Source organism: Embleya sp. NPDC025285, assembly GCF_055558835.1.
This window is the reverse complement of sequence record NZ_JBVHLU010000139.1, coordinates 1-23,442: the sequence shown is the minus strand read 5'-3', so window position 1 is coordinate 23,442 and position 23,442 is coordinate 1. Positions and strand designations below refer to the sequence as shown.

Here is a 23,442-nt window from a genome sequence, read left to right as displayed (position 1 = left end):
CCGGAACTGGTCGGCACCCGGATCCACAACCGGGTCGCGTTGTTGTCCGACTGGCACAGCTGGTGGGCCCTCGAACTCGACTCGCACCCCTCCGAAGCAGTCCGCCACCCGGACCGCGCACTCGACCACTACGCACCGCTGTTCGACCTGGGCGTGGGGGTGGACGTCGTGCATCCGAGCGCCGACCTCTCCGACTACCGCCTGGTGATCGTGCCGAGCCTGTATCTGCTGTCCACCGAACACGCCGACCGGCTGGCTCGCTTCGTCGCCGACGGCGGTTCGCTGGTCGTGTCGTTCTTCAGCGGCATCGTCGACGAATGCGATCGGGTGCACCTGGGGGGCTACCCGGGGCCGCTGCGCGAGGTACTGGGCATATCGGTCGAGGAGTTCTGGCCGGCCGACGCGGGCGCGGTGTTCCCCGTACAGGGGGTTTCCGGGTCGGGTGACGCGCCGCCGACGGGTACCGGCGACCTGTGGCGCGAGGACGTCACGCTCAAGGGCGCGCGGGCCGAGTTGGAGTTCGCCGGCGCCGAGTGGGCCGGCCGGCCCGCCGCGACCGTGCACACGCACGGCGCGGGCATCGCGCGCTACATCGCGACCCGCCCGGACTCCGCGACCATGCGCGGCCTGATCGCCCGAGCCTGCGCGGACGCGGGCGTCGAGCCGGTACTGCCGGTGCTCCCGCGCGGCGTCCAGGCAAGCATTCGCACCGGCGACGGGTACGACGTACTCGTCCTGCTCAACCACACCGGCCACGCACACGAGGTCGAACTCCCCACCCCACGCCGGGATCTGCTCGCGGATGGCCAACCGACGACGCGCCGCGTCACCCTCGCCCCCCCAAGCCGTGGCCGTCCTGGGCTCGCACCCCACCGAGCCCGCACCCACCACCGCCCCCGAATCCGCCTGACCACCCCACAGCCGCACCACACCGAACTGCCGCGCACCGCAACAACCGCACGGCTGCACCACACCGCACCACCGCGCACCGCACACAACCCTCATCCCTCAATCGAGGCAGGTACCGATGCATCGCACCAGGCACCGACTACTCACCCGCCCCGCCCTCGCCCTGACCGCGCTGACCGCCATGGCCGCCGGCCTCCTGATCGGCCCCCAAGCCGACGCGGCCGCCCCCACCGCACAGGCAACCGCGCCGACCACCTCCCCGGCGTCCCCCCTCGCCGCCTCCTGGACAGCTCCCCTGTCCGCGAGCGGCCGCTGGATCGTCGACGCGAACGGCAACCGATTCAAGCTGCGTTCGGCGAACTGGGCCGGCGCCCAGGGCACCTGGAACGGCTCGGGCGACATCGCCGACCCCGTGAACCACCACAGCGGCGAGAACGCGAACGGCATGCCGCTCGGGCTGGATCGGGCGAGCCTGCCCGCGATCCTGGCGGGCTTCCACGCGGTCGGCGTCAACAGCATCCGGCTGCCCTTCTCGAACGAGATGCTGCACGCCACCGCGACCGTGCCCGACGCGGCCGTCGCCGCCAACCCGCAACTGCGCGGCAAGACCCCGCTCCAGGTGTTCGACGCCGTGGTCGCCGCGCTGACCGCGGACGGCTTCGCGGTCGTGCTGAACAACCACACCGGCACCACTCGTTGGTGCTGCGGTGTGGACGGCAACGAGCGCTGGAACACCTCACGAAGCACCGCCGAATGGGTGACCGACTGGATCACCATGGCGAACCGCTACAAGACCAACAAGCGTGTGGTCGGCGCCGATCTGTACAACGAGGTCCGGCGCAACATCACCGACGACCCGAACTGGGGCTGGGGCAACGACAAGGACTGGCAGGCCGCGTCGCTGGAGGCGGGCAATCGCATCCTGACCGAGGCCAACCCGGATCTGCTGATCATCGTCGAGGGCATCAACTGGACGGGCGTTCCGGTCGACTTCCTGCCGCACGGCCGCCCCACGTTGACGCCGGTGCGCACGCTGTCACACACCCTGGTCGACCCGAGGAAGCTGGTCTACTCGGCGCACTTCTATGGGTACACCGGCCCCAACCACAGCGGTGCGTACGGCCTGGGCGAAACCCACGACGCCCGCTACCAGGACCTGACGCGTGATCAACTGTTCGCCGAGATAGACCGATCGGCGCAGTACGTGACCACCGACGGGCAGCACCACACCGCCCCGGTGTGGATCAGCGAATTCGGCACCGGCGCCGAGGAGAGCGATCCGGTCGCCCGTGCCTGGTTCACCAACTTCACGGACTACCTGATCGCCCGTGACCTCGACTTCGCCTACTGGCCGCTGGTCGGCTGGAAGGGCAACGGCCAGGGTGACTCGTGGGCCCTGCTGCGCTTCGACCCGAACGGCGTGCGCAGCGGCATCGCGGACGACCCGACCGACTGGCGTACCGCCGCCTGGACCAGGCTGGTCGGCGCGACCGGGCGCACCGGCACGATCGCCGCCTCCGCGCGCTGGAACATGCTCAATCTGGACCACGCCGACGCCCAGCCCTCGCTGCGGATGCGGACCCGGCCGGACTGGGACTCCGGCGCCCGCAAGGGCGTCTGCCCCGACGGCGAACGCGTCATCGGCCTGGCGCACACCGGCAACCGAGGATTGTGCACCGACACCGGCGGCCCGGACCTGTCCCCGATCGGCGCCGGCTACACGGTCGTTCGCGACGAGTCGTACGTGCAGAACGACTGGGCCACCGGCTACACCAAGCTCGAATGCCCCACCGGCCGGATGATCACCGGATACAGCGTGCGCGGCGCGGCCGTCTCCGCGATCCTGTGCACCCAACCGACTACAACGCTCGGCTCCTCGTCCCGCACGCTGTGGTTCGACCGGGGCGACAACCGACCGGCGGGCAACCCCGGCGGCGAGTTCGCCCCCGGCGCGTACAAGGGCCAGTGCGGAGCCGACGAATACGCGGCCGGCGTCGCGTACACCGGCCGGATCGGCTCGACCAGGACCCCCGACGCCCTCCTGTGCAAGCGCCTGACCTGACCCGACCGACCCACCCCGGCCGCGTCGCCCCGTCTCAGGGGCGGCGCGGCTGTGTCCGGGCGGGCAGCCTCCGGTCCGGGCGCCCGGGCCCTCGGCAGGCATCAGGTGGCCCCTCCCGGCACCCGCCCGCTCAGCGGGTCGGGGTCGGCGGCTGTGGCGGACCGGCGGGCGGCAACGTGGACGTCACCGGCGGCTCCCGCGTCCAGATCATGTCGGGATCGAACGTCACCGGCACCTCCTTGAAACCGGTCACCTTCCCCCGCGCGGCCAGATTGACCTCGGGGTCCACCCAGAGCTGCCAGAACGGCTTCAGGGTGAGCTCCTTGAGCCGAGAGAGCGGCAACGGCGGCTTCTCCGACGTCGCGACGGCACTGTTCCCCACGTACTCGGTCGTCTCCGTGATGGAGACCTCCACTCCGTCCGGACGCACCACCCGCACGGAGCGGGTGATCTGTCCGCCCAATCCATCCTTCCCGTTCCCGCCCATGTAGGTCGGGATCGTTTCCACGGCGTATCCACGCGTGCCGTCCGGTTCGACGATGGCCGTACAGCGGCCGGCGACGCTGTCCGTGTCGGGGCAATCGGGTCCAGTGGCCTTCGGGGTACTCGCCCACACCGACACTCGAAGCAGCGTCGTTCCCTTGCCGTTTTCCAACGTCACGCCGGCAAAGGCGCCCACCCGGATCCCCGCACCGCCCGACTTCGGGGAAAGCGCGCCTCCGACCGGAACCCGCTGCACGGCGCCGAACTCCGGCTGTTGCAGCAGTATCCGCGCGAGTTCCTGTGCCGAGACCGGCTCCTTCCCGGCCGGTGCGGAGATCCCGGATCCCGGATCCGAGGTCACACTCGGCGTCGGCGAACCGGTGGGCACCCCCGCCGCTCCCGACGCCACCCGGCTCCGCGGCGCGTCCTCCGTGCCGGTCGCCACCACCACGCCGGTGCCCGCCACGGCCAGCACCGCCGCGACGGCGGCGCCCATCCGGAGCCGACGGGCCCGCCGCATCCGCCGACCCCGAGCGATCCCTCCCGCGACCAACCCGGCCGGCAGCGCCAGTTCCGACGCCGCCGTCCGCATCGCGGCGGCCAGTTCCTTCTCCTCAGATCTCGGGGTTCCCATCGGCCTGCTGTCTCCTAGACGTCCGTTCGACCACATGTCCTACCCCACCCGGAGGCCGTGTCGGCAGGCCACCCGATGCCCTCTCGGATCGCGCGCCCGCACCGTTCCCGCCCGGCACGCCGCGATGCCCGCACCGCCCCACTCGGCGCGGTGTCCGACCCGGCGAGCGTCCCATCGAAGCCCGCCCCGCGTCGCACGCATACCCACTAACTACAACGCAGTGGACCCCGCGGCCCGTCACGTGATTTCGCCCGGAATATCAAGTACGGCTCATATCCTGGCGATCGCACGAGACAACCGTGACCTGCCGGCCCGACCCGGCGCCACGCCCCACCGGCTCCGGCGTCCACCAGGACGGTCGGCTCCCGCCGCCTTGCCCCGAGGCGACGGGATTCGGCCGCTCGGGACCGATGACGGCGCGCCACCGCGGGAGTCTTACCTGCGGACCCTCGACCGCGTTCCCGCACGAGAAGGTGGCCCGATGACCAGCCCGGCAAGCAATCTGCACGAACTCCTGAAGTCCCACGTCGACACCGGAGCGCTACCGGGCGCGGTGGCCCTGATCGCACACCACGACCGCGTCGACGTCCAGGCGGTCGGTTCGCTCGACGCCGCCGGCACCCTCCCGATGGGCCGGGACACGATCTTCCGCGTCGCGTCGCTCACCAAGCCGGTCGTCGCCGCCGCGATCATGACCCTGGTCGAGGACGGTCGATTCGCCCTGGGCGACCCGATCGGCCGCTGGTTGCCGGAGTTGACCGCGCCGAACGTGGTGCGTACGCCGGGCGGGCCGATCGACGACGTGATCCCGGTGACCCGTCCGATCACCGTGTTCGACCTGCTCACCTTCCGAGCCGGATACGGCTTCCCCTCCGACTTCTCGCTGCCGGCGCTCGCGCCGTTGTTCACCGAGTTGGGCCAGGGACCGCCGCGGCCGCAAGCGGTCCCGGACCCCGACGAGTGGTTGGCCAGGCTGTCCCGAATCCCGCTGCTGCACCAGCCGGGCGTGGCCTGGCTCTACAACACGTGCTCGGACATCCTGGGCGTGCTGATCGCCCGGATCTCCGGTCGGTCGTTGGCCGATTTCCTGGCCGAGCGACTGTTCGAGCCCCTGGGCATGGTGGACACCGGCTTCTCGGTGCCGGCCGCCGATCTCGATCGATTCGCGTACTGCTACCGCACCTCGCCGACCGGCGGCCTCGATCTGATCGACGCCCCCGAGGGCCAATGGAGCAGCCCGCCCGCCTTCCCCTCCGGCGCCGGCGGCCTGGTGTCCACCATCGACGACCTGCACGCCTTCACCCGGATGTTGCTCGCCGAGGGCGGCGCCGCCGGCCGGCAGCTGCTGACCCCGGCGTCGGTGCGCCGGATGACCACCGACCACCTGACCGCGCCGCAGCGGGACGCGTCCCGGCTCTTCCTTCAGGGCCAGGGCTGGGGCTTCGGCGGGTCGGTCGACGTCGAGCCCATCGACCCCTGGAACGTCCCGGGCCGCTTCGGTTGGGTGGGCGGCACCGGTACGGCGGCACACGTCGTCCCGTCCACCGGCACGGCGACCGTCCTGCTCACCCAGGTCGAACTCTCCGGTCCCACACCCCCCACCCTGATGCGCGACTTCTGGCGCCTCGCCTCCGGCTGAGCCGACGCCCGCCGGCTCGCCGGGTACCGGTCATCCGCGGGCCGGCGACCGGCCGTCGGCGTGCACCCGACGCCCGACGGCCGGTTGCCGGCGCATCGTGCCGCCCCGGCCCGCGCCGAACGTCGCCCACCCCAGGAATGTCTCGTCGACACCACGCGTTGGGCCACGACATGACGACACCGGACGCCGGAAAACCCCTCCGCTACACCGCCTTCTCCGCCGACCCGGCCGGCGGCAATCCCGCCGGCGTCGTCTTGGCCGCCGACGGTCTCACCGATTCGGCGATGCTCGCGATCGCCGCCGAACTCGGCTACTCCGAGACCGCGTTCCTCACCCGGTCCGCGGCGACCGACCCCGCCGCGCCGGCCGCCGACGCCTCCCACGTCTTCGACGTGCGCTATTTCAGCCCGCTGGCCGAGGTCCCGTTCTGCGGGCACGCCACCGTCGCCGCCGCGGTCGCCGTCGCCGAGCGGATCGGCCCCGGCGCACTCGTCTTCGCCACCCGCGCCGGCGTCGTCCCGGTCGACGTGATCGCCGAAGCCGACGGCACCCTGCGCGCCACGCTGACCAGCGTCGAGCCGCGGCATTCCGCGGTCCCGGCCGCCGACGTCGCCGAGGCGCTGGCCCTGCTCGGCTGGGTCGTCGACGACCTCGACCCGGCCATCCCGCCGGCCTACGCGTACGCCGGCGCCCACCACCTGGTCCTGGCCGCCGCCGGCCGGGCCCGGCTGGCCGATCTGCGCTACGACTTCGACGGCCTGGCCGACTTCATGCGGGCCCGCGACCTGACCACCCTGCAACTGGTCTGGCGCGAGAGCGCGGACACCTTCCACGTCCGCGACCCGTTCCCGATCGGCGGCGTCGTCGAGGACCCGGCCACCGGCGCCGCGGCGGCCGCCCTCGGCCACTATCTGCGGGCCCTGGACCTGGTCCCCGCGTCGACCACACTCACCCTGCATCAGGGCGACGACCTGGGCCGGCCCGGCGTACTGACCGTCGACCTCCGGGCCGACGACCCCCGGGTCCGCGTCTCCGGCGTGGCCGTCCCGATCCCGGACTCGCTCGGCTGAGGTCACCGACCGTGACCGGCCGCGGGGTTCGCCAATTTGTGCCGGCACAGGTCCAGACCATTGACCGCCTCGAAGCGGGCCTCCTAGCGTGATCGAGCGCACCCCGGTAACGAAGGCACGCGACTCGCGCAGGTCGCACCGATGCGGTCCGCACCCGGACCGTGTGGCTGCACGTTCGGATGCGGATTCGACGGTCCCATCGACTCGACGACCACGTCCCGCGGTACCCGGGCGGGTCGGTTCGAGGCCGCACCGAGCGGGTCGGCCAGTCCCGGCACGACTTCGTTCACGAGGAGAAGTTCCATGCGCAAGAGGACCATCCTGGCCACGCTGAGCGCGGCGGCGGTCGCGCTGCCCTTCATGATGCTGCCGTCCTCGGCCTCCGCCCACGGGTTCGTCTCCAGCCCCAAGAGTCGCTCCGCGCTGTGCGGCGAGGGCAAGGTCAAGAGGTGCGGCCAGATCCAGTGGGAGCCGCAGAGCGTCGAGGGCCCCAAGGGCTACCCGGCGGGCGGACCCGCCGACGGGAAGTTGTGTGCCGGCGCGGACGGCCGATGGGCCCCGCTCGACGACCCGCGCGGCGGCGCCTGGCCGACCACCACGCTCACCTCCGGCGCCACGTTCAGCTTCACCTGGGAGATCGAGGCCAGGCACTCGACCAGCACGTTCCGCTACTACATCACCAAGCCGAGCTGGAATCCCACCCAGCCGATCAGCCGCGCGCAGATCGAGAGCACGCCGTTCCTGACCGTCCCGTACGGCGGCGCCCTGCCGGCCGCGCACACCGTGCACACCGGCACCCTCCCGGCCGGCCGCACCGGCCAGGCGCTGATCTTCGCGGTCTGGGACGTCGCGGACACCGACAACGCCTTCTACTCCTGCTCCGACGTCAAGTTCTGACCCGGATCCGCCGGTCCGGCGGCCACGCCACGCCATACTGCGCCGCGCCACGCCGCCGGGCCGGCCCCCGAGGGCCGACCCGAGATCCGCGCTCATCCCGGCTGCCCCACCACCCGTACCCCACCACCCGGGCACCCCACCGCCCCGACAACGGCGGATCGTGGCTCACCGCCGACAATCCCGCATCACCGGACGCGCGATACCGCTCCACCACACCCACCGGCGCGGCGATGGTCGACGCAGCCGACATCGAGCTCATCTCATCGCCCACCGGACACCTCGGCCGCAACACCAACGCCCTTGCCAGGCAAGCGCGTTGAAGCCGACCATCGCTCACCTGATCGCGGCGCGGCACGAACGCGCACCCGGCCCGCGGCGCACTCGGTTCCGGCGGCATGCCGGGAATCGGTACGAACTCCCGCTCGGGCAGCGCCGCGAGTAGCCCGCGCGTCCGGATGCCGGGGCCCGGCACGCCGAACGGCGCGTCGGCCGGCGCCGTCTCGACGGTCCTCCCCGCGTACATCACCGCCGCCCGATCCGTGATCCGCGCCGCCCCGGCCGGGTCGTGATCGACCGGCAACACCGCGCGCCCCGCGTCCGCGGGTCGAGGCAACCCGTTCGCGGTCCGCGCAGGCCCGCGGCGTGCGCGAGCCGGTTGTCGAAGAGCTCACCGTCGTTGCCGTGGCCCGAGATCGGGCCGAGCGATTCGCGATCCCGGCCCACCCCGACCACGATCGCGTGTGGACCCTTCGCCTCGCCCGTCGAGGGCGCCGCGCCCGCGCGGCCCGCCGCCGCGAGGGTCGCGCCGACGAGCCCGGCGGCGAGTACACCGCGTCGACGGTCGGTAAAGGAGAGGTAGCGCACATTTCGTCCTCGGTCGTCGCCGGTGGCTGACGATGGTTGTGGTCGAGCCCGGGTGGTTACACATGGTTCGCACCTTGCGAGGGGTTCGTAATGGGCGAACCCGGCGCAGCCCATCCGTCCGGTCGGACACGCCCCGGGGGACGGTTGGTGGACCTCCATCGGACAGCACCTGGAAGGATGGGCAGGATGGAGTGGGCACGGTTCGCACGGTGACGGGAGCAGGCGTGGTGGTCGGATCCGCACGACGATCCCTGGGGGTCGGCCTTCCGCTGTCGATCACGCTCGCGCCGCTGCTCCTGGCCGTGCTCCCGGCCGCGTTCGCCGGCGGCGAGACGCGCCCGTGGCGTCGCCGCAAGGACGCCGCCCGCTCGGCCGCGCTGGCCGCGCGCGAGGCGGCGGGCGAGGCGTTCCTCCAGCTCGACACCGCGCAGCGGGACATGATGCTCTCGCTGGAGACGGTCCGGGCGGTCCGCGGCGCGCGCGGCACCGAGGACGCGCTGCGCGCCTTCGCCGCGGTGAGCCTGCGCATCGACGAGGCCAGCGCCGCGTACATCGCGCTGATGGACCGTCATCCGCTGGACGTCGAACTGGAGACCGACGAATACGAGGCGGCTCGCCGGGAGTTGACCGAGACCGCGCGCAAGCTCGACGCGGTCCGCCAGGACCTGGACCGGTTCGCCGGTTCGCTCGGCCCACTGCTCGCCGACGCCGAGCACGCACTGGGCCAGTTGCCGCCGGCCGTGGATCGGGCCCGCCGCGCCGCCGCCGAGGCCGCCCAGGCGGTCGCCGACACCGAGCGGGCGGGACTGGGCACGAGCACGCTCACCACCCGCCTGGCCGCGATCCGTAGCGACCTCGCCGAACTGGACAAGGGCCCGGCCGCGCTCGGCATCCCGGGCACGCTGGAGGTGGCGGGTCGGATCGAGACCTCGGCCGGCGAACTGCGCGCCGAGGCGGAGCGGCTGCCCCGGCAGCGCGAGGAGGTGACCAACCGGCTGTCCTCGCTGCGCACCCGCGCGCAGGCCCTGGAGTCGCGACTGGCCGGCGTGGAACCCGCCCTGCATCGGCTGCGCCGCGACTACGTGCAGTCCTGCTGGACCGACCTCGAACAGGTGCCGGCCAAGGCCCGACAGTCACTGGGCGTAGCGCACGCCCGCCTGGAAGAGGCAGGCGCCTCGGCCGGACGCGGGGAGTACGCCGACGCGGTGAGCCGCTTGGCCACCGCGCGGGCCACCCTCAAGGAGGCCGACGAGGCGATGGCCTCGGTCTCCGACCGCCTGCGCGCGCTGGAGGAGGTGGCCCGCGACCCCGAGGCCGAGTTGGAGCGCACCCGGTTCGCGCTGCGCGACGCCCAGCGGCTCGCGCTCGGCGGTCGGGCCAATGCCGAGGAGCGCTACGCCCGCCGCCTGGACGCGTTGGTCTTCCGCCTGGAGGCGATCGCCGCCGAGCCGGAGCAGCCGCGCCCGAACTGGTGGCGCTTCCTCAGCGAGACCCGCGCCATCCGGGCCGAGGTCGCGGCCACGGTGCAGGTCATCCGTGAGGACCGAGCCGGCCCCGGACCGCACTGACATCACTCGACATCACGTCGCGTCAGCAACGAAAATCAGAAAAGCGACATTAGCCGCATATACCACACTTTACGCAACTCAGCGTAGTGAAATCGTTGCGATGTTCGACCAGTCGGGTAAAGAATCGGCGCCATCACCCACCTTCCCGAAATTTAAGGTTTAAAGTCGTCGGACCGGCCGACTTCGGGACCTTGATCCCGATTCACGGGTCCGACACCCCCGTGTGCCGCGCCGTCGACCACGATGCTGACACCGGGAAGTCGCACATGCCCGTGCTCTTGATGCTCTTGTTCGCGCTTCTCCTCGTCGTTCTCGCGCTGCCGAACCTGCGCGCGCTGCGGCGGGAGCCGCGTACCGCCCCCACGCTGCCGCTGCACACGAACGACATGACCGACATGCATCGCATGATGGTCCTCGCCTACGAGGAGGAGCGCGCGGTACTGCATCGCCAGGCGGTCACCTGGCTGCACTCGCTCGGCCGCGGTCCGCTGCGGGTGACCGACGCGCAGGCGGCGAGCGGCAATCGGGGCTGCGACCTGGTGACCCTCGGTGACGGCACGGTGCTCGGCCTGTCCTCGACCGGGCTGGTGATGCACGAGCTGTGCGGCGCGCTCGACCGGTTCACCGAGGTGGCGCTGACCCGGGTGCGGGCCGCGCGGGACGGCTTCGAGCTGACCTTCGACATGGAGTGCGGCCGGCAATTGCACGCTCGGGCCGAACTACTGACCGTCCGCGGCGCCTGCGTCTGACCCGGCCGGCGAGCCCCGCTCCGAGCCTCGCTCCGGGTCCGGGTGGACGCCCTGCTCCGAGCCCGTCTCCCGGGTCGGCGACACCCCCGCCCACCGCTCCACCACCGCGTACCGCCCGAGCCCACGCAGCGCCACGGTCGCGGCATAGCCCACCCCCGGCGTCAGGTCGTACATCCGCACCGCCTCCTGCTCGCGGTGCGGATGTCGGCTTTCCGGGTCGGCCCACGCACCGCCCGAGTCCCCCGCGGCCGGCACGGTCGACGGCGGATCCGGCCAGTCCAGCAGCCGAGGCGGCTCACCCGCGCCGGACACCGTCAGCGTGCGCGGATCCACCGTCAGGCCCAGCCCGTACACCTTCAGCAGCGCTTCCTTGCGGGTCCACCGGGTGATCGCGTCCACGGCCCGCGACCGGGTCGGAAGCCGGGCCTGCGCGGCCAGTTCGGTCGCCGACAAGGTGCCTTCGACGGTGGCGATCCGCTCCACGTCCACGCCGACCTCGGCGCCCTCGATCACCGCGAGCACCACCCGCTCGCCCGCGTGCGAGATGGAGAAGTCCAGGTCGGCCGGGCCGCCGAGGACCCGCGGCTTGCCCCGGTCGCACCCGCACAACCGACACGTGGTGTCGAAGCGCACGTCGCCCGGGGCCACCTCCAGCCGAGCCGCGAGCACACCCCGGGCCAGCGCTCGGGCGGTGGCGAACCTGGCCTGATCGGCGGGCCGCCGATAACGCTCGTACCTGGCCCGCTCGGCGCCGTCCAGCCAGGCCCGCGCGACCGCGTCCGGATCCGGCTCCGCCCACCACACCACACACTCGGCAGGATCCACGGCGCTTCCTCTCCCTCGTCGCGGCCCATTCAACCGCGCCGGACCCGAGGCCGTGCCTTCAATCCCCGCCAAAACCACCGACACCACCGAGACCACCGACCACCGACGACCGACAACCACCGATCACGGAGACCACCGCGATCATCGACCGCCGGTGCGGTTACCAACGGTCACCGACCACCCGTCACCGCACCGGCGACCGGCTCCGCTCCAGCAGCCAGGCCGCGATCCGCTCGCCCGCCGACACCCCCTGCTCGGTGAGCGCCTCGACGTGCGGCGCACCCCAGTTCGTCTCGGCCAGCTCGCCGTGCCCCGGGCGCACCCCGGCGTCCGCCGCGCGCAGCAGTTCGATGTCCAGGAGCGAGTCGCCCGCCGCGAACACCGCGTCCGCGCCCGCCCGCCGGGCGACCTCGCGCACCGCATCGCCCTTGGTCAGGGCCTCCGGGACGAAGTAGAGCTTGCGGCCCTGGAGCGAGACGCCGTAGCCGCGCTCGGCCGCCCACGCGGTCGTCTCGGGTACGAACTCGGGCGGCAGGTCCGCGCGTTCCACCACCAGATAGGTGAACAGGTCCTCGGCCACCCGGAGTTTGTGCGTCCACTCGGGACGGGCGACCCGTTCCAGGTGGGCGACCACCTCGGGCAGCGGTGCGGCGTTCGCGGCCAGCGTCTTGCGCACACCCGCCTGCCAGTCCGGGTCGCTCTCGCCGTGCACGAGCAGGTGGCCGCCGTTCGCACAGATCGCGAACTCCGGCGCCCGGCCCGGCAGGACGATCCGCGCGTACTGCTCGCGGGTGCGGGTCGTGGTGGGCACGAAGGTGGTGTGCTCGGCCAACTCGGCGAGCAGCACGGCCGCGCCGCCGGTGACGAACGACATGGGCGCGCCGTCGTACACCTCCACGCACACCAACTCGGGCGTCGGGTCCGCGGCCGCCAGGCCCAGTCGGGCGGCGGCCTTCGAATAAATGAGGGTGCGGTCCAGGTCGCTGGCAACCACGATGCTCACGCGTTGCCCCCGTCCCGACGAAAGCCCGGTTTGACCAGGCCCACGCACGAGTACGGCAGGTCGTCCACGTCGACCACCGGCACTTCGCGCTGGGCGGCGAGCATCCGCACGTGGTCCAACTCCGCGCCGACACCCTTGCGGGCCAGGATCTGCCACGGAACCCGGCGCAGCAGCACCCGCGTGGTCTCGCCGACGCCGGGCTTGATCAGGTTGATGTTGTCGATCTCGTACTCGGCACCGATCCGCTCCACCGCGCGCCATCCCTCCCAGGTAGGCGACCGGTCGCTCGCGGCCAGCAGCGGCTGGTCGCGCGCCACGTCCTGGGCCACCGCGCCGAACCGCGCCGTGACGGCGTCCAGGAACAGACCGGAAACGTCGACATCGGCCAGTTCGGCGTAGAACTTCGCGCCGTGGAAATCGTCCGGACCGATCAGGTCCTCCCGCAGCACGGTGCGTGAAACCAGCCCGGACACTGTCGAGTTCAAGCACGCGGAGGGGATCAGGAAGTCGTCGCGGGTGCCGTAGGTGCGCACGCACGAGCCCGGGTCGGCGAGCACCGCCAGTTCCGGGTCGAAGCGCATGCCGGTGGTCTGGGCGGTCAGTTCCAACGCGTCGGACAGTTCCCGGGTGATCGCGCCCTTGCCGGTCCAGCCGTCCACGAAGACGATCCGCGACGGGTCGAACTCGCGACCCAGCCAACGCAGCGCGGTGGTGTCGATGCCGCGTCCGCGCACGATCGACACGGCGAAGTGCGGCAGCGTCAGGCCGTGCGCGCGCTCGGCCCAGCGGCGCATCAGCACACCCACCGGGGTGCCCGCCCGGGCCAGCGAGACCAGCACCGCGTCCCGGCCGCGCTCGGCCAGGATGGTCTCGGTGACCACGCCGACCGCGTGCGCGATCCGGTCCGCCGAAGCGTCCAACGCGGCGTGGAACAACGCCTGGTACTCGGGCGAGGGCTGGTATTCGATCGGCAGCGACTCGGCGTAGTGCGCGCCCGCGTGCTGGATCGCCTCCTCGCGCTCCTCCAGCGGCGCCTCCAACTCGACCGCGGACAGGTCCTTGAGCAGCCACGCGACCTCGTCGGCGGCGTACGAGGAGAACGCGGGCCCGTACAGCGGGTCCGGCAGCTTGCCGGTGTCGTGCCCGTGCGGGCTCGGCTGGTGGTTCATGACCTGCGCACCTCGGGGGTGAAGGAGGGGACAACGAGCAGACCGACGTGGTCGGTGACCCGGGACAGCGCGTCCAGCAGGCCACCGGGCGCGTGCAGTTCGGGGGTGTCGGCGACCGAGTCGACGACGATCAGCACCTCGTCGAACCGCCGCGCGGGGTCGGTGCCGGCCGCGACGTTGTACGCGTAGCGGGCGCCGGGACCGTCGGCGGGGTCGTCGTGGGACGGGAATTGCAGCCGGGTGCGGATCGCGTAGCCGGGATCGTCGACCGCGAGCACCGGCGAGCGGGTCGTGGTCGAGTAGCGCACCTCGGCGTCCGCGCCCACGTGTTCGGCCAGCGCGCGGGCCAACCGCAGCGGCGTGTACATCAGTTCCTCGAAGCCGAGCACCAGGATCCGCCGACCGAGCACCCGCTCGGCCAGCGCCGCGCCCAGCGCCGGCAACGCCGCCTCCAGCGCGTCCTGGTCGGCCTGGGTGAACCCGTGCCGGCCGCCGTCGGGCAGGTCGGCGGGCCAGTCCAGGTCGAGTGTGCGCACGCGACCCGCCCCGCCGCTCTCGGACCGCTCGTCGTCGTGCGCGGCCACCAGTTCGGTACCGCGCACGAGCACGTCCTCGGGCAGCGCGACGGTGCCCGCGGCCAGGGCCACCACATCCACCCGGGCGCCGAGTTCGGCCGCGAAGACCTCGAACTCGGCCCGGTCGGCCGGGCCGCGCACGTCGATCAGCGCGGCGATCACGTAGTGCGCGCGCGGCGCGACCGCGTGCAGCGCCCGGATGGTGTTGGCGACCGTTCGCCCGGTGGACAGTTCGTCGTCCACCAGGACCAACGGCCCACTTTCGGTCAGCAGTTGCGGATCACTCGGCAGGATCAGGTGCGAGGTGGCGTGCGAGTGCTCCTCCTCGAACGCACCGAACTGCGCCACCCCGGCCACCGGGCGCCGGGTCGAGTGCAGGTAGGTCGCCCCGGGCAGTACCTCGGCCACGCAGTGCCCCAGCCCTGTGGCGGTCTCCGCGTACCCGAGCACCACCGGCGTCGGCTCGCCGGCCAGTACCGCCGCCACGCGCGCGCCCAGGTCGCGACCCGCGTCGTGGACCACCTCGGGTCGTTGCGGGATGTGCTTGCCGAGCACGGTGGACACCAACAGGTGGGCCCGGCGCGGGTTCCGCCGCAGCGCGAGCCCGACCAAAGCGTCGAGTCCGTCCCCCGCGAGCGTCACGTCGAGCCGCTCGGCGACCCAACTCCCCGACCAGGTTTCCATCCGATGTTCCCTCAACCCACGAACCCGCTTCCCTGATACCCGATCGAATCCCACCGCCCCGAGACGCCAGGCCCCGGCGGCCGGTTCACTCCATGCCGGCCGCGAGCAGGTCGACGAAGGTGACCTCCTCGCGCGCGACGCCGAAGGCGTGCGCCCGGCGCAATATCGCCTGGGCCCAGGCCCGGTGCGGCTTCACCTCGTTCATCTTGTTCGTGTACGCCGAGCGCAGCACCCCGCCGCCGGCCGCACTCTCGGCCAGGATGTCGGTGGCGTCGCAGTACTCCTCGTGGGTCACCACGGACATCGCGTGGATCACCGCCACATGGCTGGGGTGGATCGCGGTCTTGCCGAGCAGGCCGTTGGCCTTGTCCAGTTCGAGTTCGCGGATCAGCCCGTCCAGGTCGGCCGAGATCAGCCGGGTACGCAGTTCGACCGCCTCGTCCGGGTCCTCGGCCTCGGCGAACGGGGTGCGCCGCAGTTGCGGTTTGAACAGCCGCTCGCCCTGCGGGAAGTACTCCCACACCGGTCCACTGATCACGTGTCCGGTGCCGTCCGCGCGGCCGAACACGTTGACGATGTCGCCGATCAGACCGGCCACCAGGTGCACGTCGTACGCGGTCAGATCGCGCGAGCGACGCAGCGCGTACGCCGACTGGAAGTCGGTGGCGCCGATCCGCACCGCCAGGATCCGGTCCCGGTGCGAGCCGATCAGTTCGGCGAGTTCGGCGAGCACGGCGCGCCGGTGTTCGATGTAGGCGATGGACGGCGATTCCAGCACCGGCATCGCGTACAGCGGGCGCCCGCTCATCGCGATCGCCTCGTCCAGAGCCTTGAGGTAGCGCGCGCCGCTGTCCGGCTCGAACTTGGGCAGCACGAACCCGGACAACACGCGCAGGGTGTCACCGAGCCGCTCGGTCAGGTCGGTGATCTGCTCGGGGTGCCGAACCCGGATGAACAGCAGCGGGCCCTCGACTCCGGAGCCTGCGAATTCGGCCAGTTGCTCGACCAGGTTCTGCTCGGCGCCGACCACCTCGCGGTCGTCGATCGAGTCCTCGAGGCACAACACCATCGAGGTCACACCGCGGGCTGCCTGCTTGACGATGTCCGCCGCGAGCGTGCCACGCGTAGCGGGGCTGTAGAGCGTCGCACCGAGCGCGGAGGCCAACACGGCGGGGTCGCTGTCCCGGTCGAAGGCCCCCGGCGGGCGGTGGAACAGATGATCGCGGACCGCATCGTCCAAGTAGCCGAAATGCCGCATCGTGTTCTGATCCCCCTCGACTGACGGTGGTGGTGGCAAAGGCGCGACGGGGCGGGAACCCGTACGCGCCCTGGTTTGTTCCGAAGGCGCATTCGCGCCGAGCCGGTGAGCCGCCGGCAGGCGCTGCCTACGGTAACCGAAAAGCAAAATCGAAGACGTACGATCCGGTTATAGGACCATGTGTTCACACAATCGTCACGAGCACGCCCCACGTTGAGCGCACCTCCTTCGGGACGGCAGGATGGGCGCATGACCCAGGTGATGTCCAAGGGAGCGAATACGGCCCTCCCTGCCCGGTCCGTGCGCGTGGTCCTCGAATGGCGGCCGGGAGCCGGTGTTCCGGACATGGACGCCTCGGCTCTGCTGCTCGGCGCGGACAACAAGGTGCGCGGCGACCACGACTTCGTCTTCTACAACCAGCCCCGGCACCCGTCCGGCATGGTGGTGCACGAGGGCAAGAAAACCGGGCCCGACCGCTGCACGGACGGTGTCCGGGTGGACGTCGCCGCCCTCGGCGCCGATGTGCAACATGTGATCGTGGCCGCGTCCGCGGACGGTGGCACCATCGGTTCGGTGCCCGGCCTCGTCCTTCGACTGTACGACGCAGACGGCGGCGGCGAGCTGCTCAACTTCCCGATCGCCGGAGCCACCAGCGAGACGGCCTTCGTATTCGGCGAGATCTACCGGCGCGGCGACCAGTGGAAATTCCGCGCGGTCGGGCAGGGCTACGCGAGCGGTCTCGCGGGCCTGGCGACCGATTACGGGATCAGCGTCGACGACGAGCCGAGCGCCTCGACACCGGCTCCCGTGCCGACGCCGCTGCCGCCGGTGCACCAGTCCCCGCCGAGCGCGCCCGCCCCGCCGCCGCCCCCGACGTACCGCGACGGCCCGCCCGCGCCGCCCTCGTACCAGGAGCCGGCTCCCACCGCCGTGTTGCCGCAGCCGCACTACGGCCAGGGCACGCTGCCCGCCCCGCCCGCGCACCGGCAGGCCCCACCGCAGGGCGTGCTGCCCCTCTCCGGCAACACGCCGTACGGCGGCGCGCCCGTGCCGCCTCCGCCGCCGCGCCACGACGGCCCGATGATCCCGCCGCCACCGGCCCCGCACACGATCGGCGGGCCGCCCCCCGGCTACCCGCACACCCCCTCCGGCGGCGCGTCGGTCCCGCCGCCCCCCGCACACGGCGGCACGCCGCCCCAGGGCTTCCCGCCGCAGGGCACGCCGGCGCACGGGATGTCCTTCCAGACCCCGCCGGGCGTGATGCACATGCCTCCGGGCGGCCCGCAGCTACCCGCGCCGGGCCAGTACCCGCCCGGCCCCGGCGGGCCGGGGCAGCCCGGACCGTACACGCCCTCGCACGGCGCTCCCATGCCGCCCGGGATGACCCCGCCGCAGGGCATGGGCATGCCGCCCCAGCAGCAGTACCCGGGCACGCCGCCGCAGGGTCAGGGCGGTCCGCCCCAAATGCGCCGCCTGGACACCCCGCCGCAGGGCCCGCAGTTCCAGGGCTGAGCAAACGACGCCCGGGCGTGAAGGCCGCCGCACACGCGGCGGCGTTCACGCCCGGGGCCGTCACCGGCGGGCGGTCACCAAGCGGTAACCGGTCGGGCGATCACTTGTAGCCGCGCGCCCACAGCAGCCCCCACCCGTACTCACGGTCCAGCTCGGCCTGGTATCCGTGCACGTAGCGCACCTCGCGCCGCACCACGATCTCGTCGCCGTGGTTCTCCACCACCGCGACCGCGCAGGTGTGCGCCTCGCGCGCGTGCTCGTCCAACCGCACCTCGATCGGCAGCCCGGAGTTCGGGAACAGCGTGACCACCCCGTTGACCTGGTCGAACGCCGGGATGCCCTCGTAGATGTAGACGAAGATCAACAACCGGCGCACGTTCCGCGCCTGGTCGATGTTGATGAACAACGTCTCGCCCGAGGCCGAGCCGGACCGGTCGTCGGTGTCCAGCCGCACGTACGGCGGCTGGCTGAAGGCCCCGTAGAGGTTGCCCAGGGCCTGCACGACGCCCTTCGAGCCGTCGCTCATTTCCCACATGCAGCCGAGGTCGAGGTCGATCTTCTGCGGCAGCGGCGGCGACTGCACCGCCAGTGGGCGGAACAACCCGCCGCTGCGCTGGCGCGGCGGCGCCTCCTCGACCTGTGGGTTCCAGTGCAGATTGACCCGCAGCGTCCCGGTCGCGGAACCCGCCTGGGTCAGCGAGACCTCGGGCGTCGAGCGGGTCAGCGCGACCTTGTGCCCGCCGTGCTCGGGCTCGCGCTCCATCAATCCCCGACGCCAGTCGAAAAGCGGCATCAAGCCCTCCCTGATCCCCCGGCCGGTGCGCGTACGCGTAGTGGCGGCTTCAGTACACAACATAACGGGGCCGGAAAAAACCGGTACCGCGCCCGAAGCGGTGCTCGGGCGCGGTACCGGTCGTGATCCCGCGGCGGGACGCGGGGTGCGGTCGAAGGCTAGGCGTCGACCTTCACACCGCTGTTGCTCCGCCCCGGAACATGGCCGATCCGCTTGTTGCGCATGATCGAGGAAACCAGCGCGACGCCGATGAAGCCGACCCCGACCAGGCCGGTGATCACCTCGTGGATCTCCCACTTGATCGACACCAGCAGGATGGTCGCCAGCGCGCCGATCGCGTACATCGCGCCGTGCTCCAGGTACACGTAGTCGTCCAGCGTGCCCTGGCGCACCAGGTAGACGGTGAGCGACCGGATGTACATCGCGCCGATGCCCAGACCCAGCGTGATCATCAGCAGGTCCTGGGTGATCGCGAACGCGCCGACCACACCGTCGAAGGAGAACGACGCGTCGAGCACCTCGAGGTAGAGGAACATGAAGAACGCGGCCTTGCCGGCGGCGAGCTGCACGGGCTTGGGACCGCTGCGACCCTCGGCCTTGGCCGGCTCCGCACCCTCCTCGGCCACGTCCTCGCCCTCCTCCTCGTCGTTGATGTGCGCCAGCGTGCCGTGCGTCTCGAAGTAGTCCGAGAGCCCGCCGACGCCCAGGTACGCGATCAGGCCGAGCACGCCGGCCACCATGACCGTGCCCTCCTTGTGCGCGGGCGAGAGCGTCTGCGCGGTCACCACGAGCGCGATCAGCGCGATCAGCGTGGACAGCACGTCGAAGTTGCCGAGCTTGCCGGTGACGCGCTCCAGCGGGCCGATCCACTTGTGTTCACGCTCGTCGTCGAACATGAAGTCCAGAAAGATCATCAACAGGAACAGGCCACCGAACGCGGCGATCGCCGGGTGCGCCTCGTCCAAGTGCTCCGCGTAGGTCATCCCGTCGATCATCTTGTCGTCGTGGAACGCGAGGTCCACCACATCCACCGGACCGATTCCGGCGGTAAGACTGACGATCAGCAGCGGGAAGACAAGCCGCATGCCGAAGACGGCGATCAGAATACCGATCGTCAAGAACATCTTCTGCCAGAAGGCATTCATTTTCTTGAGGATCGTGGCATTTACTACAGCGTTGTCGAAAGACAACGAGATCTCGAGGATCGACAGGATCAGCACGATGCCGAATCCGGTCGCCCCCCAGAAATACGCGGCGACGGCGAGACCGGCCACCGTCACGCCGAACGACCAGCCGAACGTACGGATTACCACGGATGAGGTCCTTATCTACCTGGGGATTGCATCTCCGGGTGGGTCATCAGGAAGACCGGCCCTCACTCCCCCACCCGAGAGACTCGGAAAAGGCGTCAGGGCCGGCCCCACCGGGTGACCGACCCTGACACACACCGTCAGTACGTACTCATTGCACGCTGACGCCGAAGTCGAGTGCGATCCCCCGCAGGCCCGAAGCGTACCCCTGCCCTACCGCGCGGAACTTCCACTCCCCCTGGTAACGGTAAAGTTCTCCAAAGATCATGGCTGTCTCGCTTGACGCATCCTCGGTAAGGTCATATCGCGCGAGTTCGTTGTTGTCCGCCTGGTTCACAATCCGGATGTAGGCGTTGCGGACCTGTCCGAAGGTCTGCCCACGCATCTCGGCATCGTAGATCGAAACCGGGAAAACCACCTTCTCGACCTGGTCGGGAACGGCCATCAGATCGACGAGGATCACCTCGTCGTCACCGTCACCGTCACCCGTGAGGTTGTCGCCGGTGTGCTCGACCGAAGCCTCGGGGCTCTTGAGGTTGTTGTAGAAGACGAAATAGTCGTCGCCGAGCACCTTGCCCGCACCACCGCACAGCAGCGCACTCGCGTCCAGGTCGAACGAGGCGCCCGTGGTGGCGCGCGCGTCCCAGCCCAGACCCACCAAGACATTGGTGAGATTGGGTGCGGCCTTGCTCAACGAGACGTTTCCGCCCTTGGCGAGGGTGACCCCCATCGATTCCTCCTGATCGTCGTACATTCGCTTCAACCTTGCCATGCCCCCGACCCGGCGGGACCCCCTTTTCGCACAGCTCACAGCGTGCGGAAGGGGGCGTTCCGACGGCGGCGCGCACGACCCCACCCCGGTCCGGGACGACGAACGCCCGCCGACCGCGGGTGCGGTCGGCGGGCGTTCGTGATGTCTCGCCTATCAGACGTTGACCCCGAAGTCCTTGGCGATGCCGCGCAGGCCCGAGGCGTAGCCCTGGCCCACCGCGCGGAACTTCCACTCCGCGCCGTTGCGGTAGAGCTCGCCGAAGACCATCGCGGTCTCCGTGGACGCGTCCTCGGTGAGGTCGTACCGGGCGAGTTCCTTGTTGTCGGCCTGGTTCACGATGCGGATGAACGCGTTGCGGACCTGACCGAAGCTCTGCTGGCGCGTCTCGGCGTCGTAGATCGAGACCGGGAAGACGACCCGCTCGACATCCGCCGGGACACCCGCCAGGTTGACCTTGATCGCCTCGTCGTCCCCCTCGCCCTCACCGGTGAGGTTGTCACCGGTGTGCTCGACGGAGCCGTCGGGGCTCTTGAGGTTGTTGAAGAAGACGAAGTGGCCGTCGGACGGCGCCTGACCACTTCCGTTGAGCAGGATCGCGCTCGCGTCGAGGTCGAAGTCCGTGCCGGTGGTCGTACGCACGTCCCAGCCCAGGCCGACCAGAACAGCGGTGAGGCCCGGAGCCTCCTTCGAGAGCGAGACGTTGCCGCCCTTGCTCAGGCTGACGCCCACGAGTCCTCCAAAGGTTCATGGAGCAACTGGTGCCCCGGAATTTTCGCCTACAGACGAGACAACGCGCCGATCCTAGTCATGAGTTCCTGACCGCCGGGAGTCTCGCCGCGGCATGGGTACCCCGACCCGGCCCGACCTACGCCCGAACCCGCCGGAGAACCCCCGACCGCGCCGAATCAGACGCTCGCGAGCGCCTTCAGGTACTCCGCCTGGTCCCGCGCGTCCGGGATCGCGTTGACCACGCTCCACTTGACCACGCCCTCCTTGTCGATGACGAAGGTCGCGCGCACGGCGCAGCCCTTGTCCTCGGCGAAGACGCCGTACGCCTGCGCGACCCCGCCGTGCGGCCAGAAGTCCGACAGCAGCGGGTACTCGTAGCCCTCCTGCTCGGCGAACACGCGCAGCGAGAACGGCGCGTCGCAGGACACGGCCAGGACCTGCACGTCGTCGTTCTGGAAGTTGGGCAGGTCGTCGCGCAGCGCGCACAGCTCGCCGGTGCACACACCGGTGAACGCGAACGGGTAGAAGACGAGCAGGACGTTCTTCTCACCGCGGAAGTCCGCGAGTCGAACGACCTCGCCGTGCTGGTTCTTGAGCTCGAACTCGGGGGCCTTGCTACCGATCTCGACGGCCATGATGCGCATCTCCTTGTCCCGGGCGGCGACGTCCGCCTCTCGGCGCGAGCCTAGCCGGGGGCTTCGGACGGGCTCGGGGCGGCCGGGGTGCGGCGTTCGGGCACCGGGCGAGCGGGCAGTATGCGGGCATGTCCTCGATCGAGATCGTGAGCGGCCCCTGGGGCACCGCCTCCATGCCCGCCCGAACGCAGCGCGAGCGGGCCCTCGCCGCGTGGGACGCCTTCCGTGACCTGGCCGCCCGGGTCGACCCGAACGCGCCGTCCCGGCTGCCGGGCTGGGACGGCCGCGCCGTGATCAGCCACCTCGCGTCCTGGCCGGACGCCCCGCTGCTGGCCCGCCTGCTCGCCGAGGCGAGCGGCCGACGGGCTCCCGACGCCGCCCCGATGAACCAGGACGACGTCAACGCGCACCTGGTCCGGGCACACCGCGACGCCGGTCTCGAGGACCTGTTGGCCGCGCTCGACGACGGCCGCCGGCGGCTGGCCGCCGCGTTCGACGCCACCGCCGCGGACCCGGAGTTGGCGCTCGCCCGCACCGGCTCACAGGTCGGCCCGGTTCCACTGCTCACCCAGTTCGGCGCGATCGCCTACGAACTGGCCGTACACGCGCTGGACCTGGCCCCGTGCGGCGCCGGCGAGCCCGCCCCCGAACTGCTCGACGCCGGGGTGCTGGCTCTGGCCGACATCACCGGCGCGCTGGCCGCCCGGCACGGAGTCCGGACCCGAACCGGCCTGGCGGTGCCCGGCGGCGGCTGGGGCTTCGCCGCGCCCGGCACCGACGGCATCGGCTGGGAGGTCTTCCCGCTCCCGCCCGGCCGGCCGAACCTGCCCGCCGTCGAGGCCCGCACCGCCGCCCTGCTCCTGGACGCCTCCGCCGGCCGCCGCGCCGCCCCCGCCCTGCTCGCCCGCCGCGACCTCAAGCCCCACAACCTGCCCGGCCTGCTCGCCCTGGCCCCGCTCCTGGACCACGTCCCCGGCCTCCCCGGCGGCCCCGCCCTACGCCTGACCGCCGGCGCCCTCACCAACGTCGCCAAAATAACCTCCCTACTCCCCACCCTGACCCGCCCCCGCCCCTAACCCAGCCCAGCCCACACACCCCCACACCCCCACACCTCCCCCCCCCACCACCCCCACCCCTCAACGCCCCGACCCAGCCCACCACCCCACGCCCCACCCCCGGCGCGTCAGCGCCCCCGACCCCGCCCCATCCCAGTGATCGACGCGCGAAGCGCGGAGAGCGGCGGAGCCGCAAGCGTGGGCTTCGTGCCCCGGAGCGAAGCGGAGGGACACGAAGCCCCGAGCG

General features: G+C 71.5%; 17 protein-coding genes and 2 pseudogenes. 9 read left to right on the top strand and 10 right to left on the bottom strand.

Features of this window, described 5'->3' with window-relative positions:
* Positions 1 to 39: 39 nt before the first annotated feature.
* Positions 40 to 600, top strand: a pseudogene (locus ACZ4FV_RS47140) (beta-galactosidase); the annotation flags it as partial.
* A gap of 427 nt (positions 601 to 1,027) precedes the next feature.
* Positions 1,028 to 2,971 (top strand): glycoside hydrolase family 5 protein, encoded by a 1,944-nt coding sequence (locus ACZ4FV_RS47135; protein ID WP_465327225.1) that lies wholly within the window; start codon positions 1,028 to 1,030, stop codon positions 2,969 to 2,971.
* 130 nt (positions 2,972 to 3,101) lie between these two features.
* Here the strand turns inward: ACZ4FV_RS47135 and ACZ4FV_RS47130 are convergent, their stop codons facing one another.
* A complete protein-coding gene (locus ACZ4FV_RS47130) occupies positions 3,102 to 4,124 on the bottom strand; it encodes a hypothetical protein (RefSeq protein ID WP_465327223.1) in 1,023 nt (340 codons plus the stop codon).
* A 445-nt stretch (positions 4,125 to 4,569) separates the two neighbouring features.
* Here ACZ4FV_RS47130 and ACZ4FV_RS47125 point away from each other — a divergent pair, with 445 nt between their 5' ends.
* The 5 genes from ACZ4FV_RS47125 (at position 4,570) to ACZ4FV_RS47105 (ending at position 10,875) form a co-directional block, all read left to right on the top strand.
* A complete protein-coding gene (locus ACZ4FV_RS47125; protein ID WP_465327221.1) occupies positions 4,570 to 5,727 on the top strand; it encodes a serine hydrolase domain-containing protein in 1,158 nt (385 codons plus the stop codon).
* 170 nt (positions 5,728 to 5,897) lie between these two features.
* The gene (locus ACZ4FV_RS47120; protein ID WP_465327219.1) at positions 5,898 to 6,797 is read left to right on the top strand and encodes a PhzF family phenazine biosynthesis protein; all 900 of its coding nucleotides are present in this window, start codon (positions 5,898 to 5,900) and stop codon (positions 6,795 to 6,797) included.
* Between the two features lie 303 nt (positions 6,798 to 7,100).
* Complete coding sequence (locus ACZ4FV_RS47115) at positions 7,101 to 7,694, top strand: lytic polysaccharide monooxygenase auxiliary activity family 9 protein (protein WP_395872749.1); 594 nt, start codon at positions 7,101 to 7,103, stop codon at positions 7,692 to 7,694.
* 1,073 nt (positions 7,695 to 8,767) lie between these two features.
* Positions 8,768 to 10,126 carry a coiled-coil domain-containing protein gene (locus tag ACZ4FV_RS47110; protein WP_395872747.1) on the top strand — a complete coding sequence of 453 codons (1,359 nt, stop codon included), beginning with the start codon at positions 8,768 to 8,770 and terminating at the stop codon, positions 10,124 to 10,126.
* Positions 10,127 to 10,392: 266 nt separating this feature from the next.
* Positions 10,393 to 10,875, top strand: coding sequence for a hypothetical protein (locus ACZ4FV_RS47105; protein ID WP_395872746.1), 483 nt, complete (start codon positions 10,393 to 10,395; stop codon positions 10,873 to 10,875).
* On the opposite strand, the gene ACZ4FV_RS47100 is transcribed toward ACZ4FV_RS47105, so the two are convergent.
* From ACZ4FV_RS47100 to ACZ4FV_RS47085, 4 genes and pseudogenes are all read right to left on the bottom strand, one after another.
* Positions 10,846 to 11,700 (bottom strand): 4'-phosphopantetheinyl transferase family protein, encoded by an 855-nt coding sequence (locus ACZ4FV_RS47100; protein WP_395872745.1) that lies wholly within the window; start codon positions 11,698 to 11,700, stop codon positions 10,846 to 10,848. The genes ACZ4FV_RS47105 and ACZ4FV_RS47100 overlap by 30 nt on opposite strands.
* A 184-nt stretch (positions 11,701 to 11,884) precedes the next feature.
* Positions 11,885 to 12,703, bottom strand: coding sequence for an HAD family hydrolase (locus ACZ4FV_RS47095; protein ID WP_395872744.1), 819 nt, complete (start codon positions 12,701 to 12,703; stop codon positions 11,885 to 11,887).
* A pseudogene (locus ACZ4FV_RS47090) lies at positions 12,700 to 15,131 on the bottom strand (phosphoribosyltransferase). Before ACZ4FV_RS47090 ends, ACZ4FV_RS47095 begins: the two are co-directional and overlap by 4 nt.
* A gap of 85 nt (positions 15,132 to 15,216) precedes the next feature.
* Entirely contained in the window at positions 15,217 to 16,389 is a 1,173-nt protein-coding gene (locus ACZ4FV_RS47085; protein WP_465327215.1) for an HpcH/HpaI aldolase/citrate lyase family protein, read from the bottom strand.
* A gap of 249 nt (positions 16,390 to 16,638) precedes the next feature.
* On the opposite strand from ACZ4FV_RS47085, the gene ACZ4FV_RS47080 reads away from it, so the two are divergent.
* Positions 16,639 to 17,901, top strand: a complete 1,263-nt coding sequence (locus ACZ4FV_RS47080) for a TerD family protein (protein ID WP_402242395.1) — start codon at positions 16,639 to 16,641, stop codon at positions 17,899 to 17,901.
* Positions 17,902 to 18,001: 100 nt separating this feature from the next.
* Here the strand turns inward: ACZ4FV_RS47080 and ACZ4FV_RS47075 are convergent, their stop codons facing one another.
* From ACZ4FV_RS47075 to ACZ4FV_RS47055, 5 genes are all read right to left on the bottom strand, one after another.
* A complete protein-coding gene (locus tag ACZ4FV_RS47075; RefSeq protein ID WP_395872741.1) occupies positions 18,002 to 18,694 on the bottom strand; it encodes a TerD family protein in 693 nt (230 codons plus the stop codon).
* 158 nt (positions 18,695 to 18,852) lie between these two features.
* Positions 18,853 to 20,007, bottom strand: a complete 1,155-nt coding sequence (locus ACZ4FV_RS47070; RefSeq protein WP_465327212.1) for a DUF475 domain-containing protein — start codon at positions 20,005 to 20,007, stop codon at positions 18,853 to 18,855.
* A gap of 148 nt (positions 20,008 to 20,155) precedes the next feature.
* Positions 20,156 to 20,734, bottom strand: a complete 579-nt coding sequence (locus ACZ4FV_RS47065; protein ID WP_395872759.1) for a TerD family protein — start codon at positions 20,732 to 20,734, stop codon at positions 20,156 to 20,158.
* A 195-nt stretch (positions 20,735 to 20,929) separates the two neighbouring features.
* On the bottom strand, positions 20,930 to 21,505 hold the full coding sequence (locus tag ACZ4FV_RS47060; RefSeq protein ID WP_395872739.1) for a TerD family protein: 576 nt from the start codon (positions 21,503 to 21,505) through the stop codon (positions 20,930 to 20,932).
* Between the two features lie 176 nt (positions 21,506 to 21,681).
* Positions 21,682 to 22,140: a peroxiredoxin gene (locus tag ACZ4FV_RS47055; protein ID WP_395872738.1), complete on the bottom strand. Its 459-nt coding sequence runs from the start codon at positions 22,138 to 22,140 to the stop codon at positions 21,682 to 21,684.
* A 128-nt stretch (positions 22,141 to 22,268) separates the two neighbouring features.
* Between ACZ4FV_RS47055 and ACZ4FV_RS47050 the strand changes: the two genes are divergently transcribed.
* Positions 22,269 to 23,216 carry a maleylpyruvate isomerase N-terminal domain-containing protein gene (locus ACZ4FV_RS47050; RefSeq protein ID WP_395872737.1) on the top strand — a complete coding sequence of 316 codons (948 nt, stop codon included), beginning with the start codon at positions 22,269 to 22,271 and terminating at the stop codon, positions 23,214 to 23,216.
* Positions 23,217 to 23,442: the final 226 nt, after the last annotated feature.

What these genes read in the sequence shown, in the direction of transcription:
- ACZ4FV_RS47050 (WP_395872737.1), top strand. Translation starts at nt 22,269, where the DNA reads ATGTCCTCGATCGAGATCGTGAGCGGCCCCTGGGGCACCGCCTCCATG.
- ACZ4FV_RS47065 (WP_395872759.1), bottom strand. Translation starts at nt 20,734, where the DNA reads ATGGGGGTCACCCTCGCCAAGGGCGGAAACGTCTCGTTGAGCAAGGCC.
- ACZ4FV_RS47055 (WP_395872738.1), bottom strand. Translation starts at nt 22,140, where the DNA reads ATGGCCGTCGAGATCGGTAGCAAGGCCCCCGAGTTCGAGCTCAAGAAC.
- ACZ4FV_RS47075 (WP_395872741.1), bottom strand. Translation starts at nt 18,694, where the DNA reads ATGCCGCTTTTCGACTGGCGTCGGGGATTGATGGAGCGCGAGCCCGAG.
- ACZ4FV_RS47120 (WP_465327219.1), top strand. Translation starts at nt 5,898, where the DNA reads ATGACGACACCGGACGCCGGAAAACCCCTCCGCTACACCGCCTTCTCC.
- ACZ4FV_RS47115 (WP_395872749.1), top strand. Translation starts at nt 7,101, where the DNA reads ATGCGCAAGAGGACCATCCTGGCCACGCTGAGCGCGGCGGCGGTCGCG.
- ACZ4FV_RS47130 (WP_465327223.1), bottom strand. Translation starts at nt 4,124, where the DNA reads ATGTGGTCGAACGGACGTCTAGGAGACAGCAGGCCGATGGGAACCCCG.
- ACZ4FV_RS47105 (WP_395872746.1), top strand. Translation starts at nt 10,393, where the DNA reads ATGCCCGTGCTCTTGATGCTCTTGTTCGCGCTTCTCCTCGTCGTTCTC.
- ACZ4FV_RS47125 (WP_465327221.1), top strand. Translation starts at nt 4,570, where the DNA reads ATGACCAGCCCGGCAAGCAATCTGCACGAACTCCTGAAGTCCCACGTC.
- ACZ4FV_RS47135 (WP_465327225.1), top strand. Translation starts at nt 1,028, where the DNA reads ATGCATCGCACCAGGCACCGACTACTCACCCGCCCCGCCCTCGCCCTG.
- ACZ4FV_RS47080 (WP_402242395.1), top strand. Translation starts at nt 16,639, where the DNA reads ATGACCCAGGTGATGTCCAAGGGAGCGAATACGGCCCTCCCTGCCCGG.
- ACZ4FV_RS47085 (WP_465327215.1), bottom strand. Translation starts at nt 16,389, where the DNA reads ATGCGGCATTTCGGCTACTTGGACGATGCGGTCCGCGATCATCTGTTC.